Here is a 16,397-nt window from a genome sequence, read left to right on the forward strand (position 1 = left end):
AATGAAGCGGGAGGCCTCGTCAGGAGACCGTCCCATCGTTGCTGTTTCCGGTGATGTTCAGAGCTTGTCCTCCGCGAGCAGTTCGCGGATGCGCTTCAGCGTGGACAGCAGTGCCGCCTTGTAGCCCTTGTCGCTGTCGAACTGCCTCTGCTCGGCCTGCTCTTCGGAGCCATTCGGCTGCTTGCCGCGCAAGCCGGTGTAGCAATAGAACTTCAATTGCAGCGCACCGGCATCGTCGACGAAGAGTTCGTTGACGATGGCACCTTCGCGCGGACCAATGGCCTGGAAGAAGGTCACTTTGTTCTCCGGCTCGAAGGTAATGATCTCGCGGAGATCGTCGCCTGCGATGGCGGCTTCGCGCACGATGTGCGTCGCGCTCTCCTCCACGACTTCGCAGCGGGTGCAGAGATTCGGCGGCAGGAACTGCCTGGCATCGCGGGCCTTGAGAACGAGACCCTTCCAGGCTTGCGCGCGGGTCAGCGGTCTTTCGCCTTCCGGATTCACCGGGACGGTGGCGGTCGAGTAGATCATGGTCGTATTCCGTGGTCTGCGGGTTCGGGTGGGACCGCTGCGCTCAGGCAGCGGCCGTGATCTCGGCGACGAAGTCGCGGTAGGTGCGCAGCGGACGGCCGAGCAAGGTGGTCAGGCGCTCGACGTCGCCGGCACCGGGGAGCATTCCGTCGGTGAGGAAGCGCTCGCCCATCAGCCGCATGTCGAATGCCATCCAGCTCGGCATGAACTGCCGGAGGTTCTTCTCGAAGCCGGCGGTGTCGGCACCGGGATAGGCGATCGTGCGGCCCAACACCTCCGACCAGACGGCAGCGGCCTTGGCGCCGGTCAGCGTATCCGGACCGACCAGATTGATCCGGACCAGCGGCAGCGGCGTCGCGGAGGTTTCGCGGCGGACGAGTTCGATGGCGGCGATCTCGCCGATGTCGCGCGCGTCGATCATGGCGAGACCCTTGTCGCCGATCGGCATCGGATAGATGCCGTAGCCAGCCACCACGTCCTTGATCGTGTGCTCGTTGTTCATGAAGTAGGCGGGACGCAGGATGGTGGCCGCAAAGCCCATCGCCTCGATCATCCGCTCGACGCCGAACTTGCCGGCGAAGTGCGGCACGTTCACGTAGACGTCGCTGTGGATCACCGAGAGATAGACCAGCCGTTCGACGCCAGCCTCGCGCGCCAGGTTGAGCGCGATCAGCGCCTGGGTGAATTCGTCGGGCACCACGGCGTTGAGCAGGAACAGGGTCGAGACACCGGAGAATGCGCTGCGCAGCGAATCGACATCCAGCAGATCGCCCTTCACGGCGGTCACGCCTGCCGGGAAGTCGACCTTCGCCGGATCACGGACGAGGGCGCGGACCTCGGCGCCGCGCTTGACGAGCTGTTCGACGACGTTGCGGCCGACGGTGCCGGTGGCACCGGTAACGAGGATGGTCATTGGGATCACTCCGTTTTGGGATGGTTGGTAGACATCCCGAAACTAGTGATCCACTGATGGATCGATAGATGTTATATTTAGACAGCGTGTCCCATTGGTGGAACATATGGATCTACTTGCCCTCGCCGATTTCAACCTGGTCGCCCGCCATGGCGGGTTCGGCCGCGCCGCCCGGGCGTCCGGCCGCCCTAAGGCCACGCTCTCCCGCCGGGTTTCCGAGCTGGAGAGCGGCCTCGACTTGCGCCTGTTCGAGCGCGGCGCCCGCACGCTGAAACTCACCCAGGAGGGACGTGCGCTTTACGAACGGACCGGCGCGCTGCTCGCGGAGCTCGACGAGACGGCCGCTGCGATCTCATCCGGAGCCGACAAGCCGCGTGGCAGACTGCGGATCAGCGCGCCTCTCCTGTTCTCGCAGACCGCGATGGGGAAACTCGCCGCCGCATTCGCGCTGAAATATCCGGAGGTCCGGCTCGAGGTCACGACCGAGGACCGTTCGGTTGACATGATCGAGGAAGGCTACGACCTGGTGATCAGGGTCAACCCGGATCCTGACGAGACGCTGGTCGGTCGGGTCCTGATGCGCGACCGACTTGTGGTGGTGGCGAACCCGACCCTGCCTCGTCCGAAGGGCGATAATGCCGCACCGACCGTGGTGCGTGGCGCGAGCGATCAAGGCTCCGACTGGGACATGACGGCGCAGGGCCGGACCGATCGGATCAAGACCGATCCGGTGCTGCGCCTGTCCTCGCTCATCATGATCCGCGACGCGGTTCGCGCAGGCGTCGGGGCCGCGCGACTTCCCATTTCGCTTGTGAGCCGCGATCTGGCAGCCGGCAAGCTCGTCCATTGGGGCGATGTCGACGGACCCGACATCGTTCTCTGGGCGCTCTATCCGTCGCGGAGATTGCTCAGCGCGCGCGTAGCCGCCTTTCTCGATTGTCTCAAGGAAGCGTTTCCCTCCGGGACCCCCGAGGAACTTGCATCATTCATCGACTGAGCGGCGGCAGGTTCAACCACCAGCCGCCCCCGGCCGGATCAGGATATCGGCGCCGACCGCATCGATGCCCGGCTTGCGGAGGTCGAGCACGACGTCGACGATGCTGTGATCCTCCGGATCCATCGCCACGGTGAAGCCGAGATCGCGGCACATCCCGATCATCGTGGTGTTCTCGGTCAGCACCTGGCCGGACAGGCGCTTCAACCCTTCCGACCGCGCATAGTGGATCAGGAGCTGCATCAGCGCCCAGCCGAGCCCTTTGCCCTTGAGATCGGACTGCAGCAGGATCGCGTATTCGGCGTTCTCGTACAGCGAGTCCGAATGCAGCCGGACCGCGCCCATCATCTCGCCGGTGGTTGGATCGAGCGCCACGAATGCCATCGCGCGCGCATAGTCGAGCTGGGTGAGCCGCGCGATGAAGGCGTGCGAGAATTCCTTCATCGCATGGAAGAAGCGCAGCCTGAGGTCCTCGGCACTCACGCGCTTGAAGAAGCCATCGACCATCGGCTCGTCCTCCGGCCGCATCGGGCGCACGGTGACGCGCGAGCCGTCACGTAACGCGAGCTCGCCCTCCCATTGCGACGGATAGGGCCTGACCGCGAGCCGCGTGTGGCCGGCGAACAGCCGCGTGGGCTTGCGGATCGCGACCCGCGCATCGAGCGCGAGCACGCCGGTCTCGTCCGCCAGCATCGGATTGATATCGAGCCCGGCGACCTCGGGAATGTCGGCGGCCATCTGCGCGAGCTTGACCAAAGTGAGCGGTACCACATCGGCCGGGACCGCCGGGATATCGCCATAGCCGCCGAGCAGCCGCGAGACGCGGGTCCGTCCGACCAGCTCACGGGCGAGATTCATGTCGAGCGGCGGCAGCGCCAGCGCCTTGTCGTTGATCACCTCGACCGCGGGACCGCCGCGGCCGAACACGATCACCGGACCGAAGGTCGGATCGTCGGCGATACCGAGGATCAGTTCGCGCGCCGCGCGCCGCACGATCATCGGCTGGATCGTCACACCTCGCAGGATGGCGTCCGGCCGTGCGCTTCGTGCGCGGTCCATGACCGTCCTGGCGGCCTCGATGACGCTGTCTTTGGTCCGCAAATCGAGAATCACGCCGCCGACATCGGATGCGTGCCTGATGTCACGCGAGAACACCCTGACCACGATCGCATGCCCCTCGGCCAGGAACGGCGCCGCCTTCTCGGCAGCGTCCTCGGCACTGTCGGCGACGAGCGTCGTTACGATCGGAATGCGATAGGCCTCGAACAGGGCGACGATCTCGGCCGGGTCGAGCCATGCCCGTCCCTCGGACAACGCGTTCACGACCACGTGCCGTGCCGCCGCCGTCTCCGGCGTGAACACCGACGCGACGCCCGGCGGGGTCGCGGCGAGCGCGGTGGAGGCCTCGCGATAGCGCACCAGATACATGAAGGCGCGCACCGCATCGTCCTCGGTCGGGAAATGTGGAATCCGCGCCGCCTCGAAGATCGCGCCGGTGCGCTCGTCGGCGCCGACCCATGCCGCGAGCACCAGGGCGGCGACCGCGCTGCGCTTCGACCTGCGCTCACGCACGCATTGCGCCACCGCCTCGGCGATGCCCTCGGCCGGCGCCACCGCGGTTTCCACGTTCGCGACCAGCACCGCATCGCAATTGGCGTCATCGAGCAGCGCGTTGAGCGCCACCACGTAGCGGGCGGCATCGGCATCGCCGGCGATGTCGACGGGATTGGCGCATGACCAGCCCGACGGCAGCATCCTGTCGAGCCGCTCGATGGTCTCCGCCGTCAAGGTCGCGGGAACGCCGCCGAGCTCGGCCAGCCGGTCGGTCGCGAGGATGCCGAGCCCGCCGCCATTGGTCAGGATCGCCAGCCGGTTGCCGCGCGGCACGAAGCCGCGGCCGAGCAGCTTGGCGCAATCGAACAACTGGCGGAGGTCGTAGACGCGCAGCATGCCGGCGCGGCGGAACGCGGCGTCATAGACCGCGTCGGAGCCGGCCAGCGCCCCGGTATGGGTCGCAGCGGCGATTGCACCCTGCGCCATCCGGCCGGACTTGACGATGATGACCGGCTTCAGCCGCGCCGCGGCGCGCGCCGCCGACATGAACTTGCGCGCATCCTTGACCGCCTCGAGGTAGATCAGGATCGCGCTGGTGTGGTCGTCGAGCGCGAAATAATCCAAGAGGTCGGCGACGTCGACGTCGAGCTGGTCGCCGATCGAGGCAATGCCGGAGAAGCCGAGCCGCCGCTCCGCCGCCCACTCGATCATCGCCGATGCGACCGCGCCGGACTGCGAGATCAACGCGACATGTCCGTCGGACGGCTGGTGCGAGGCGAAACTCGCATTGAGCTTGGCGCGCGGCACCATGACGCCGAGGCAGTTCGGCCCGAACAGGCGCATGCCGTGCCGCCGCGCGGTCTGCCCCGCGATCTCCGCAAGCGAACCCGCGCCGTAGCCGAGACCAGCCGACAGGATCGCCGCGCCGGCAACGCCGGCCAAGCCCGCCTCCGCCACGATCTCCGGAACCGCCGCCGCCGGCGCGCTGATAACGACAAGATCCGGAACGAATGGCAGCGATTTCAGGTCCGGAACGGTCGGCACGCCGTCGACATCGGCATACTGCCGGTTGACGACGCCGACCTTGCCGGCAAAGCCGCTCGCTTTGATGTTTCGCAGCACCGCCGCTCCGAGCGACGACGGCCGCGGGCTGCCGCCGACCACCGCGATGCTTCGAGGCGAAAAGAGCCGCTCCAGGCCGTAGGTCGACATTGCGTGATCTCGCAGGGAACCCGTGGACGCGCGTGAGGCGCCCCCGGATGAACTCTACTTCGTCGCTCGGCCTGTTGCACGCATCGCTGCCGCAACGGCCCCTTCAATGAAGGCCGAGCGCCTGCGCCAGGTTGAAGGTCAGGAAGCTCGCGGCATAGGCCAGCGTGAGCATGTAGATGAACGTCACCACCATCCACTTCGCGCCGCCGGTCTCGCGGCGGATTACCGCCAATGTCGAGGCGCATTGCGGGGCGAAGATGTACCAGACCAGCAGCGACAGCGCGGTCGCCAACGTCCATTTCTGCGCCAGCACCTGGCCGATCTGGTCGGCGGCTTCCTTGCCGCCCTCGATCGAATAGACGGTGCCGAGCGCGGCGACCGCGACCTCGCGCGCCGCCATGCCCGGGATCAGCGCCACCGCGATCTGCCAGTTGAAGCCGATCGGCCGCAGCAGCGGCTCGAGCGCATGACCGATCATCGCGGCGAAGCTGTAGTTGATCGCCGGCCCCTCGGCGCCGGTGGGCGCCTGCGGGAACGAGGCCAGGAACCAGATCAGCACCATCATCGAGAGGATCGTGGTGCCGGCGCGATACAGGAACATCTTGGCGCGGTTGAACACGCCGATCGCGATGCTGCGCAGCCGCGGCATCTTGTAGTCGGGCAACTCCAGCATGAACGGCGCCGGCGCATGGTCGCGCCACAGGAAGAATTTCGCGACCGCCGAGACCGTCAGCGCGCTGGTGATGCCGGCGGCATAGAGGCCGAACATCACGAGCCCCTGCAGATTGACGAACCCCCAGAGCGTGGTCGCCGGAACGAAGGCCGAGATGATCAGCGTGTAGACCGGAATTCGCGCCGAACAGGTCATCAGCGGCGCGATCAGGATCGTGGTCAGGCGGTCGCGGCGGTTGTCGATCACCCGCGTCGCCATGATGCCGGGAATGGCGCAGGCGAAGCTCGACAGCAGCGGAATGAAGGCCCGGCCATGCAGCCCGGCGCCGCCCATGATGCGGTCCATCAGGAACGCGGCGCGCGCCATATAGCCGAAATCTTCCAGCAGCAGGATGAACAGGAAGATGATGATGATCTGCGGCAGGAACACGATGACGCTGCCGACGCCCGAGATCAGGCCGTTCTGCAGGAAGCTCTGCAACAGGCCCCAGCTCGCGGGCAGCAGGTCGTGGATCAGTTGCCCGAGCGCGGCAAAGCCGTCCGACAGCAGCTCCATCGCCGGCTGCGCCCAGGTGAACACCGCCTGGAACATCACGAACAGGATCACGGCCAGGATCACGAGACCCCAGACCGGATGCAGCACGACCGAATCGATCCGGTTGGTCAGCGTGTCGGGCTTGGTCGGCAGCGTCACCGCCGCGGCAATGATGCGGTCGGCCTCGCGCTGGGCGGCCTTGAGATCGGCGATCGTCGGCGTCGTCCATTCGCTGGCCGCGGCCTGGTGCGACGTTGCCAGGAATTCGTCGGTCCGCTTCAGGAGCTCGTCGACGCCGCCCTTGCGGACCGCGACGGCGGTCACGATCGGCAGGCCGAGCTCCTGCGACATGCGATCGAGATCGATCGTCACGCCGCGGCGCTTCGCAATGTCGATCATGTTGAGCACGAGCATCATCGGCCGGCCGACACGCTTCAATTCGAGCACCAGGCGCAAGGTCAGCCGCAGATTGGTGGCGTCCGCGACGCAGAGCACGAGATCGGGCACCGCCTCGCCGTCGAAACGACCGAGCACGATGTCGCGGGTGATCTCTTCGTCCGGGCTGCGGCCGCGCAGCGAATAGGTGCCGGGCAAGTCGAGCACCGTCACGCTGCGGCCCTCCGGCGTGACGAAGCCGCCGGATTTGCGCTCGACCGTGACGCCGGGATAATTGGCGACTTTCTGGGTGCTGCCGGTCAGCCGGTTGAACAGCGAGGTCTTGCCGGTGTTCGGCGCACCGACCAGCGCCAGTCGCAGGGATGCAGTGGTCATTCGACGATCACAGCCATGGCTTCGCTCCGGCGCAGCGCGATCGTGATGTTGTCGACGCGTACCGCGATCGGATCCCGCCGGATCGTGCCCTCATGCAGGATTTCCACGCGCGCGCCCTCGACAAATCCCATCTCCACCAGGCGCTGCTCCAGCTCCTGCGGAGAGAGCGATGAACCCGTCACGAGCGCATCGAGCCTGATGATCTTTCCGACAAAACCGCGATCCGCATGTCCGAGCCGGGTGTCCTGAACATTAACCTGGGAAGTGCCTGGATCGCCTGTCATGCGGCCTGTTTTTCAGCAGGTAGTCGCAGGGTCAAGCATTTGCCCGTGAGAGGTTTTAGAACTCCTAAAAACAGCCCCTGCGATCGTCATCCCGGCCGGATTTCCGCTTGACCGCCGCGCTCCAGCTAACGAGGTCGTGATCCCTCCGGGCGGCGGCCTCGGGGCCGGCACGCGGGCCAACGGACATTCGGCTCCCACGCGGGCGGGATCGCCGTCCGCGCCGGGCCCGAATATCAACCGGCGGCCGGCCGATCGCCCCTAACCGCCTTTCGCTGCCCGCGGACGTTGGATGAGCCTCCGGGGCGGGGATTTGCTTCCTCCGGCACAATGGTTTGCGTTAAGCTCCGCAAGGAGCCGGAGCGCCCGTGCCGACCGCACAACGCAATTCGCTGATACTGCTGCGATGGATGATGGCCGCCTCGCTGGCCCTTCCGCTGGCGCTGTTCCTGTTCGCTTCGGCGATGTCCCGGGTTTCAAACAGCGACGCCGCCGACCAGGAAATCCAGCGGACCCTCGACGTCACCCATGAACACGCGCTCAAGGTGTTCGAGACCATCGACCGCAGCCTGGGCGAGATCACCGAGGTCGTCCGCGGGATGAGCGACGCCGACATCGCCGCGCGCGAGAAGAGCCTGCACGAGCGGCTGCGCCAGGTCGCCGATACGCTTCCCCAGGTGAAATCGATCTGGGTGTTCGATGCCAGCGGCCATGCCCTGGTCAACAGCCTGGTCGAGCCGGCCCCCGACGTCGATTTCTCGGATCGGGACTACTTCCGGATCCATGCCGAGCGCGACATCGGCACCTTTATCGGCGAGGTGCTGACCCCGCGGCCGCCCTATCAGGGCGCGCGGTTCTTCAGCGTCGGCCGGCGCCGCAGCAACGCGGATGGCAGCTTTGCCGGCGTGATCCAGGCTTCGGTGCTTCCGGAGTATTTCGAGAACTTCTATGCGCGGATCGGCCGGGAGCCCGGCAGCTTCCTGGCTCTGATCCGGACCGATGGCGCGGTGCTGGCGCATTTCCCCGTCGTCGACCACGACGTCAGATTCGAGCCGAGCGGGCCGCTCGGACAGCAGATGGCCGCCAATCCGCTGGCCGGCACCATGACGATCCGCTCCCCCGTCGACGGTATCGAGCGGCGCATGCGCTATGAGCGGCTGTCCGAATACCCGATCTATGTCAGCGCCGGTCTCGAAACCTCGGCGATCCGGGCGCGCTGGATCAACACCATGGCCCAGCACCTGATCTTCGGCATCCCGGCCACCGCGCTGCTGTTCGGCCTGCTGGCGCTGGCCTACCAGCGAACCGAGCGGCTGGAGGAGGAGGCCAACCGGCGGATCGAGGCCGAGGATGCGCTGCGGCACGGCCAGCGGCTCGAAGCGCTCGGGCAACTCACCGGCGGCGTCGCGCACGACTTCAACAATCTGCTCACCGTGATCCGCGCATCGGTCGACATGTTGCGGCGGCCGGACCTGCCGGAGCCGCGACGGCAGCGCTACATCGATGCGATCTCCAACACGGTGAACCGCGCCGCCAAGCTGACCAACCAGCTGCTGGCGTTCGCGCGCCGGCAGACCCTCAAGCCCGAAGTGTTCGACGCCTGCCAGAACGTCCGCACCCTGAGCGAGATGATCGCCACCCTGATCGGTTCGCGCATCGAGATCACGGCGCAGGTGCCCGATAAGACCTGCCTCGTCAACGCCGATGCCGGCCAGTTCGAGACCGCCATCATCAATATGGCGGTGAATGCGCGCGACGCGATGGATGGCGTCGGCCGGCTCACGATCGCGGTCCGCGCCGTGGACGATCTGCCGCCCGGGACGAGCATGCCGCCGAGTCCGCACGGCTATGTCGCGGTGTCGGTGGCCGATACCGGCGTCGGAATTCCGCAGGAGCTGTTCGGCCGGATCTTCGAGCCGTTTTACACCACCAAGGAGGTCGGTCACGGCACCGGTCTCGGCCTGTCGCAGGTGTTCGGCTTCGCCAAGCAATCCGGCGGCGAGGTCACCGTCAGCAGCGAGATCGGCAAGGGCTCGACATTCACGCTGTATCTGCCGCGCGTGGTCGGCAGGCACAACGCGCAATCGCCGCTCACCGAGGATGCGCCTCCGGTCGATCCGACCAATGCGTCGGTCCTGATCGTCGAGGACAACGCCGAGGTCGGAAAGTTCGCCGCCGACACGCTGACCCAGCTCGGTTGCACCTGTGTTTTGGTGGAGAACGCCACCCACGCGCTGGAAGAGCTGGCCGTCGACCCCGGCAGGTTCGACCTCGTGTTCACCGATGTCGTGATGCCGGGCATGAGCGGCATCGAACTTGCGGAGGAGATTCGCCGGCAGCGGCTCGATCTGCCGATCGTGCTCGCCTCCGGCTACAGCCAGGTGTTGTCGCAGCAGGGCAGCGGCGGCTTCGAGCTGCTGCAGAAGCCCTATTCGGCCGAGCAACTGGCACGCGTGCTACACAAGGCCGCGCGCTCGCGCCGGCTACGGCGGGATCAGGCGCCGGCGGGGTGAAGTGAATCGCGTGCGCGTGCCACACATTCGCTGTCGTCCTGGCAAACCCATAGCCACCGGCTTCGGTCGTGGGAGAGACCATCGGCGGCTAGAGCAGCCCCCGGATTGCGCTTCACTTCATCCGGGCCACATCTTCACTTCCACTTTTCAAGGAAGGGTGAAACGAAAACGCGGACAGAGATTCGCCGCAACAAGGGAGGCTCGCGATGATCGACCATATCGGCTTTTCGGTCTCTGACTACGAACGCGCGAAGGCGTTCTACCAGGCGGCGCTGGCGCCGCTTGATTACGGCCTGATCATGGAAGTGCCCGCGGAAGTAACCGGGCACGCGCCGACGGCAGGCTTCGGCGCCAACGGCAAGCCGGATTTCTGGATCGGCGGCGAAGGCGCGATGAACAAGCCGGTGCATATCGCCATCACCGCCAAGGACCGCGCCACCGTCGACGCCTTTTACAAGACCGCGATGGCGGCCGGCGGCCGCGACAACGGCGCGCCGGGCATTCGCGCGCATTATCACCCGACCTATTACGGGGCCTTCGTGCTCGATCCCGACGGCCACAACATCGAGGCGGTCTGCCACACGCCCGAATAGCGGCCGGACGAATTGGCCGGGCAACGCCGAATCAACAGCGCGCGGGCCGTCCGGACCATCCTGCATGCGACCTGCGACAGATCGACCCGCCCGGCGATCGATCACGCGCGCGCCTCAGTTCCACATCGATTGCGAGTGTGTCGAAGCGTTTCTTCTGAATGTCTAGTGAACAAAGCCACATGCAACCCGTTATAATGTCGAAATAAACTTCGCCGATGATTCGGCACTCGCCACAATCCGGCCTAACGGCTGGCAATTCATCGTCCTGCCGAATTGTTCGGTTCTGACTTTCCTTCCTGCCCAGACTTTCCGCCGGGGACTCCAAGATCATGACAAAGCTTCGTCTCGTGCTGCTTGCCACGACTGCGCTGACGGTGATGCAGTTCGCCACCTCAGCGTCGCACGCACAAAATTCGCCGCTGGTCGTCGCACAGGCGCAGCAGAAGGAAGAACTCGGACCAGACGGAAAGCCGAAGCCGCACCCGGCGCCCGGCGCTCCTGCACATCCGGCACCGCCGGCCGCAGCGCCACATCCGCAAGCGCCACCGCCAGCTGCCGCGCCACCCGCGCATCCGGCTCCGCCGCCGGCCGCAGCACCTGCACGGCCGGAGCCGCCGGCCGCAAGGCCGGCCCCGCCCGCAGCGCCGGCGCGGCCCGAACCGCCTGCCGCAGCGCCTCCAAAGCCGACGCCGCCTCCTGCGGCCGCACCGCATCCGGCGCCGCCCCCGGCTCCCGCACGGCCTGAACCGCCGGCCGCGCATCCGGTCACGCCGCCGGCCGCGGCACCTGCACGACCCGAACCGCCGGCCGCAAAGCCGGCGCCATTGCCCGCGCCTGCACGGCCGGAGCCGCCCGCGGCTGCTCCCGCGAAGCCTGTGACGCCGCCGCCGGCAGCGGCGCCCGCACATCCGACGCCGACGCCGCCACCCGCGGCAGCACCGCAGCGGCCGGGCACGCCGCCGACGCCAGTGCCTGGAGCCACTCCGGCCGCACCGGGTGCGGCGCATACGCCGCCGACACCCGCGCCAGGCGCCGCTCCAGCGGGACGCCCCGGCACGCCGTCCGCGACACCGACACCGGGAGCGGCAACACCAGCTCCGGGAGCTGCGACACCGGCGCCGGCCGAACGCCTCCGCGGAGAACGTCCCGGCGGCGAACGCCCTGCTGGCGAACGTCCTGCCGGCGAACGTCCCGGCGGAGCCAAGCAACCTCCGGGCACGCCGCCCGCGACCACCTCTCCGGCAACGCCCGCGCCTTCGGCGACGACGCCTCCGGCAGCAGGCGCGCCGGCGCGACCGGGCACCTCGCCCGCCGCGACCCCACCCGGCGCGACCACACCCACTCCGACGCCACCCGCTGCGACGCCGGCTCCGGGCCAGCAGGGACGTCCAGCCACACCGCCCGGAACGCCGGCGGCCCCTGGAGCGGCAATGGGTGCCCCTGGTGCGGCACCGGCTCCGGCTCAACAGGCACGCCCGGGTGCTGCGCCCGGCGTATCGCCCGCCCAAGGCGCCGCCATGGGCGCACCGGCACCGTCGGTCGTCCCCGGCTCGGCAGCCGCAACGCCGCCGCCCGGCCAGGCGCAATACGCCCCGCCGACGGTTGCGCCGGCATTCCGGGCTGCGCCCGCCGTTGCAGCGCCACTGCCGCCACCGCCGCGCCATGACAATATCACCCCGCTCGCCATCGGCGCTGCGGTCGGTGCGGGCGTGGTGGCCGGCGCCATCCTCGGCGGGAGTATCGCCGATCTGCGCGGCCAGCGGCAGGAAGTGGTCGAAGACGGCCGCACCATCTACACCGAGCCGGACCGGGTCATCATCCGCGACCCGAGCGGACAGGCCTATGTTCGTGGCGACGACGTCTATCGCTTCCGCTACGGCGCGCGTGACATCCGCACCGAGACGATCGGCGGCGAGACCCGGACCATCGTGATTCGTCCCGACGGCAGCGAGATCATCACCGTGGTCGGGTCCGATGGCCAGATGCTGCGCCGAATCCGCCGGGATCCCGGCGGGCGCGAGATCGTCATCATCGACAACACCTATCGCGATCCGCGTGCGGTCGGTGGCTTCTATGTCGACGTGCCGCCGCCGGTGGTCAACATTCCCTATGATCGCTACATCGTCGACGCTCAGGAAGCGTCGCCCGACGTGATCTACGAGACCATGGAGGCACCGCCGGTGCAGCGGATCGAGCGACGCTATTCGCTCGACGAGATCCGCTACAGCCCCAATGTCCGCATGCAGATGCCGAGCATCGACGTCAACACGATCAACTTCGACTCTGGATCGTGGACCATCCCACCCGACCAGGCGGCGAGGCTGCAGGTGATTGCCGACGGCCTCAACCGGGCCATCCAGCGCAATCCGCGCGAGGTGTTCCTGATCGAAGGCCATACGGACGCAACCGGCAACGACACCGACAATCTGTCGCTGTCCGACCGCCGCGCGCAGTCTGCCGCCGAATTGCTGACGCAGCAGTTCGGCGTGCCGGCCGAGAACCTGACTTCGCAGGGTTACGGCTCGCAATATCTGAAGGAGCAGACCGACGGACCGAGCCGCATCAACCGGCGCGTCACCGTCCGCCGCATCACCCCGCTGCTCACCGGCGCCTCCGCCGCTCCGCGCTGAGACGGCGAGACATCACGAGACCAAATGGCCGGGAGCAATCCCGGCCATTCTTGTTTTTGCGGAGTAACGATGGCTTGGCCCTCCCCGTCATTGCGCGCGGAGCGAAGCCCGTCATCCAGGACCGGGTGGCTCCTCGCAATGACGGCGAATTTATTTCCCCGCGCCCAGCCCCAGCGCCTCGACCATCACGCGAAACACCTCGGTGTTGTCCATCGAGCCGTGGACGCGCTCGCTGCCCGGCCCGGTGGCGGTGAGGATGACATCCTCGCCGGAATGCACGCTGGCACCGATCATCGCCGGCAGATTGCCGAAGCGCAGCACGACGCCGGGAACGTCCTTGTATTTGTCGTTGGCCTTGAAGGTGTCGGGCGCATCGCCCTTCACGGTCGGCTCGTTCGGATCGTCGAGCTTGGGACGGAACGTCTCGTAATGGTCGGGCAGGCTGGCCGAGAAGATCGCGAGCCGCCTGGAGACATCGACACGGGACGGATAACCCTCGGCATCGGGCGCCGGGTAGTTCGGAAAGCCGGCCTTCTCGTAGACGCCGACGCGCTCGCGCAGCGGTACGTTGGGCACGGCCGCCATGTCGTCGTTGATGGTGCCGACCAGGCTGTTCGGATGGTTGTGGTCGGCCACGACCAGGATCAGCGTATCGTCGCCACGCGCCTTGGCCCAGTCCTTGGCCAATCGCACCGCATTGTCGAGCATGATGGTGTCGTAGACCGCACGCTCCATGTCGAGCAGATGGGCGTATTTGTCGATCAGGCCGGACTCGACCATCAGGAAGAAGCCGGATTCGTGCTTCGACAGGATTGTGAGCGCGGCCTGGACCTGCGCGGTCAGGTCGGGTTGCTCGGGGAATTTTTTGACGCCGCCGCCCTTGAGGAACTTGCGGTCGAGCGCGCCGTCCATGTTGCCGGTCGCGAATAGACCGAGGAGTTTGCGGGTGTCCGGCTTGGCTGCGAGCGCATTCAGCTCGCTTGCCGTGGTCGCAAGCGGATAGCCGGCGTCGCGGAAGCGCGCGAGATAATCGATATCGTCCTTGCGTTTCGATCCCGCCGCGGACTGCGGCAGGAAGTTCGCGGAGCCGCCGCCCATCAGCACGTCGGGTTTGGCGTCGAAATATTGCGCGACGATCGCGTCATAGGCAGCGCGGCGGCGGGTATGCGCGAGCATCGCGGCCGGCGTGGCATCCTCGACTTCGGTGTTGGTGACGATACCGATGGCGAGGCCCGCCCGGCGCTTGGCCAGGCTCGCGATGGTCTCGACCCGGGGATCATCGAGCGGATCGGGCGTGCGATCGGCGTAGACGCCGAGCGCGTTGACCGCGGCCTTGTGGCCGGTGGCGTAGGCACTCGCGGCATTCGCGGAATCGGTGATGATCGAATCCGAGCCCGCGGTCGCGACCAGCGCCATCTGCGGCATGTCGTCGATCGCGAGCTTGCCGCGGCTCTTGCCTTCCGCAATTCCCTTGGAGAGGATTCGCGCGGCGACGCGGTGTGCCGGGGACATCCCGTCGCCGATGAACAAGATCACGTTCTTCGCCTTGCGCGGTCCGCTGTCGTAGACGGTCCAGGTCACGGTGCGGCTCTGCGTGCCGTCGCTGACTTCGACGGTCATCGGGCCGGCGTTGTCGAGCGAGACATCACGGAGCAGCAAGGCCGACTGGTCCTTGCCGGCTTCGCGCGCGGTGAAGATGCCGCTCTGGCCGAACACCGCGGCATAGTCCGCGCCGTTCAGCGTCACCTTCAACCTGGCCTGATCGACGACGCCGGCAAGCTCGACCTTGAAGTCGAATTTCGCGCCGACGAGAATATCCGCACGATCGATCGGATAGATGGTCTGGGCGAGCGCGGCCGTAGCCGACAACAATAGCGTGACCGCCACGCCAGCGACTGACTTGATCATGATCGATGCTCCGCCCCTTGCGTACACTGCGCGTCGGGGGCGGAGGCTAATGGTGGCGGATGACGCCGCAATGAGGCGGCGGCGGGACCTATTGCCGCAACGGCGGGCGGCGGGTCAGCGCGCCATCTGCTGCGGATCGTAGAAGAAGCGCTCCTCGACCAATTCCTCGCCGCGCCAGGTCTGCCAGGCGACCTCCTCCATGCTGCGGACCTTGCCGTCCTTAGCCGTGAATTCAAACCGCCAGCAGATCGCCGAATGGTCGCCGTCGAGCAGCAACGGCCCGAGCCGCGTGGTCTTGACACCGGAGACCGCGGCCAGCACCGCCGCCTCGCGCGCCGCCAGCGCCTCGCGGCCGACGCGCCATTCGCCGTCATTCTCCTGGGTGCGGGCATCGGCGGAGTAGAAGTTCCTGATGGCGCCGACATGGTCGTTGGCTTCGACCGTGTCCGCGAAGGCTTGCAGCGTCTTGAGGGAAGGCATGGCACTCTCCATTTACCGACTATTGGTCGGTAAATACCGACTGATAGTCTGTAAGTCAACTGGCGTCGCTGCGGAACCTGGGCTAGACATGCGTGATGGCAACCCAGGCCGAACGGCGCGAGAAGACCAGAGCCTCGATCGTCAAGGCGGCGCGCCGCATCTTTGGCGAGCGCGGCTTTGCGGCCGCGACGATGGACGACATCGCAAGCGGCGCGCGGGTTGCAAAGGGCGCGGTCTATCATCACTTCGCGACCAAGGAGGCGGTGTTCGAGGCGGTGTTCGAGCAGGTGTCGATCGACCTCGTCGCCGATCTCGACCGCATCTCGCGCGCCGAGAACGATCCACTCGCGGCGATGGCCGCGGGCACACAGGGCTATTTCGCGGCGTGCGCGAAGGGCCCGACCGGGCAGATCATCCTGCGCGATGGCCCGGCCGTGCTCGGCTGGGAGCGCTGGCGCGAGATCGACGCCAAACATTTCGGCGGCAAGTTTCCGCGCGCGCTGGCGGCCGCGATGGAGGCCGGCGTGATCGCGAAACAACCGATCGAGCCGTTGGCGCGGCTGTTGCTGGGTGCGGTGACGGAAGCAGCGGTCGCGGTGTCCGCGGGGCCCGACATCGGCAAGACCGGCACGGACTATGCGCGGGCGTTCGGCTCGCTGCTGGATGCGCTGAGGGTGAAGTAAGCCCAGCCCTCTCCCCGCGTCGTCCCGGCGAAAGCCGGGACCCATAACCACGACCGTCAATTGTTGCGCAACGCTGGAGCCACAGCTCGCTCTAACAACGCGATCCTGTGGTTATGGGTCCCGGCTT

12 protein-coding genes are annotated in these 16,397 nt (G+C 67.1%); 5 read left to right on the forward strand and 7 right to left on the reverse strand.

The window, feature by feature from the left end; all coding sequences use genetic code 11:
- Positions 1 to 57 precede the first annotated feature (57 nt).
- Together JQ507_32670 and JQ507_32675 are read right to left on the reverse strand one after the other, a co-directional pair.
- A complete protein-coding gene (locus JQ507_32670) occupies positions 58 to 531 on the reverse strand; it encodes a DUF1857 family protein (protein ID QRI69554.1) in 474 nt (157 codons plus the stop codon).
- A 43-nt stretch (positions 532 to 574) separates the two neighbouring features.
- A complete protein-coding gene (locus JQ507_32675; GenBank protein QRI69555.1) occupies positions 575 to 1,444 on the reverse strand; it encodes an NmrA/HSCARG family protein in 870 nt (289 codons plus the stop codon).
- A 106-nt stretch (positions 1,445 to 1,550) separates the two neighbouring features.
- On the opposite strand from JQ507_32675, the gene JQ507_32680 reads away from it, so the two are divergent.
- Positions 1,551 to 2,441: a LysR family transcriptional regulator gene (locus JQ507_32680; GenBank protein QRI69556.1), complete on the forward strand. Its 891-nt coding sequence runs from the start codon at positions 1,551 to 1,553 to the stop codon at positions 2,439 to 2,441.
- 12 nt (positions 2,442 to 2,453) lie between these two features.
- On the opposite strand, the gene JQ507_32685 is transcribed toward JQ507_32680, so the two are convergent.
- The 3 genes from JQ507_32685 to JQ507_32695 all read right to left on the reverse strand — a co-directional run bounded on the left by JQ507_32685 (position 2,454) and on the right by JQ507_32695 (position 7,466).
- Complete coding sequence (locus tag JQ507_32685) at positions 2,454 to 5,204, reverse strand: bifunctional acetate--CoA ligase family protein/GNAT family N-acetyltransferase (GenBank protein ID QRI69557.1); 2,751 nt, start codon at positions 5,202 to 5,204, stop codon at positions 2,454 to 2,456.
- A 103-nt stretch (positions 5,205 to 5,307) separates the two neighbouring features.
- Entirely contained in the window at positions 5,308 to 7,182 is a 1,875-nt protein-coding gene (locus tag JQ507_32690) for a ferrous iron transporter B (GenBank protein ID QRI69558.1), read from the reverse strand.
- On the reverse strand, positions 7,179 to 7,466 hold the full coding sequence (locus JQ507_32695) for a ferrous iron transport protein A (protein ID QRI69559.1): 288 nt from the start codon (positions 7,464 to 7,466) through the stop codon (positions 7,179 to 7,181). Before JQ507_32695 ends, JQ507_32690 begins: the two co-directional genes overlap by 4 nt.
- A 365-nt stretch (positions 7,467 to 7,831) precedes the next feature.
- Here JQ507_32695 and JQ507_32700 point away from each other — a divergent pair, with 365 nt between their 5' ends.
- The 3 genes from JQ507_32700 (at position 7,832) to JQ507_32710 (ending at position 13,199) form a co-directional block, all read left to right on the forward strand.
- Positions 7,832 to 9,976: a response regulator gene (locus JQ507_32700; protein ID QRI69560.1), complete on the forward strand. Its 2,145-nt coding sequence runs from the start codon at positions 7,832 to 7,834 to the stop codon at positions 9,974 to 9,976.
- Between the two features lie 206 nt (positions 9,977 to 10,182).
- Positions 10,183 to 10,569, forward strand: a complete 387-nt coding sequence (locus JQ507_32705; protein ID QRI69561.1) for a VOC family protein — start codon at positions 10,183 to 10,185, stop codon at positions 10,567 to 10,569.
- Between the two features lie 329 nt (positions 10,570 to 10,898).
- Positions 10,899 to 13,199, forward strand: a complete 2,301-nt coding sequence (locus tag JQ507_32710; protein ID QRI69562.1) for an OmpA family protein — start codon at positions 10,899 to 10,901, stop codon at positions 13,197 to 13,199.
- 150 nt (positions 13,200 to 13,349) lie between these two features.
- Here the strand turns inward: JQ507_32710 and JQ507_32715 are convergent, their stop codons facing one another.
- Both JQ507_32715 and JQ507_32720 read right to left on the reverse strand, forming a co-directional pair.
- The gene (locus JQ507_32715; GenBank protein ID QRI69563.1) at positions 13,350 to 15,107 is read right to left on the reverse strand and encodes an alkaline phosphatase; all 1,758 of its coding nucleotides are present in this window, start codon (positions 15,105 to 15,107) and stop codon (positions 13,350 to 13,352) included.
- 114 nt (positions 15,108 to 15,221) lie between these two features.
- Entirely contained in the window at positions 15,222 to 15,587 is a 366-nt protein-coding gene (locus JQ507_32720) for a nuclear transport factor 2 family protein (protein ID QRI69564.1), read from the reverse strand.
- A 95-nt stretch (positions 15,588 to 15,682) separates the two neighbouring features.
- Between JQ507_32720 and JQ507_32725 the strand changes: the two genes are divergently transcribed.
- Positions 15,683 to 16,270: a TetR/AcrR family transcriptional regulator gene (locus JQ507_32725; protein ID QRI69565.1), complete on the forward strand. Its 588-nt coding sequence runs from the start codon at positions 15,683 to 15,685 to the stop codon at positions 16,268 to 16,270.
- Positions 16,271 to 16,397: the final 127 nt, after the last annotated feature.

This window comes from Bradyrhizobium sp. PSBB068, from assembly GCA_016839165.1.
In the GTDB taxonomy this organism is placed as follows: Bacteria; Pseudomonadota; Alphaproteobacteria; order Rhizobiales; family Xanthobacteraceae; genus Bradyrhizobium.

Bases quoted from the DNA above. Each gene is read 5' to 3' on its own strand.
- JQ507_32670 (QRI69554.1), bottom strand. From the start codon at position 531: ATGATCTACTCGACCGCCACCGTCCCGGTGAATCCGGAAGGCGAAAGA.
- JQ507_32675 (QRI69555.1), bottom strand. From the start codon at position 1,444: ATGACCATCCTCGTTACCGGTGCCACCGGCACCGTCGGCCGCAACGTC.
- JQ507_32680 (QRI69556.1), top strand. From the start codon at position 1,551: ATGGATCTACTTGCCCTCGCCGATTTCAACCTGGTCGCCCGCCATGGC.
- JQ507_32685 (QRI69557.1), bottom strand. From the start codon at position 5,204: ATGTCGACCTACGGCCTGGAGCGGCTCTTTTCGCCTCGAAGCATCGCG.
- JQ507_32690 (QRI69558.1), bottom strand. From the start codon at position 7,182: ATGACCACTGCATCCCTGCGACTGGCGCTGGTCGGTGCGCCGAACACC.
- JQ507_32695 (QRI69559.1), bottom strand. From the start codon at position 7,466: ATGACAGGCGATCCAGGCACTTCCCAGGTTAATGTTCAGGACACCCGG.
- JQ507_32705 (QRI69561.1), top strand. From the start codon at position 10,183: ATGATCGACCATATCGGCTTTTCGGTCTCTGACTACGAACGCGCGAAG.
- JQ507_32710 (QRI69562.1), top strand. From the start codon at position 10,899: ATGACAAAGCTTCGTCTCGTGCTGCTTGCCACGACTGCGCTGACGGTG.
- JQ507_32715 (QRI69563.1), bottom strand. From the start codon at position 15,107: ATGATCAAGTCAGTCGCTGGCGTGGCGGTCACGCTATTGTTGTCGGCT.
- JQ507_32720 (QRI69564.1), bottom strand. From the start codon at position 15,587: ATGCCTTCCCTCAAGACGCTGCAAGCCTTCGCGGACACGGTCGAAGCC.
- JQ507_32725 (QRI69565.1), top strand. From the start codon at position 15,683: ATGGCAACCCAGGCCGAACGGCGCGAGAAGACCAGAGCCTCGATCGTC.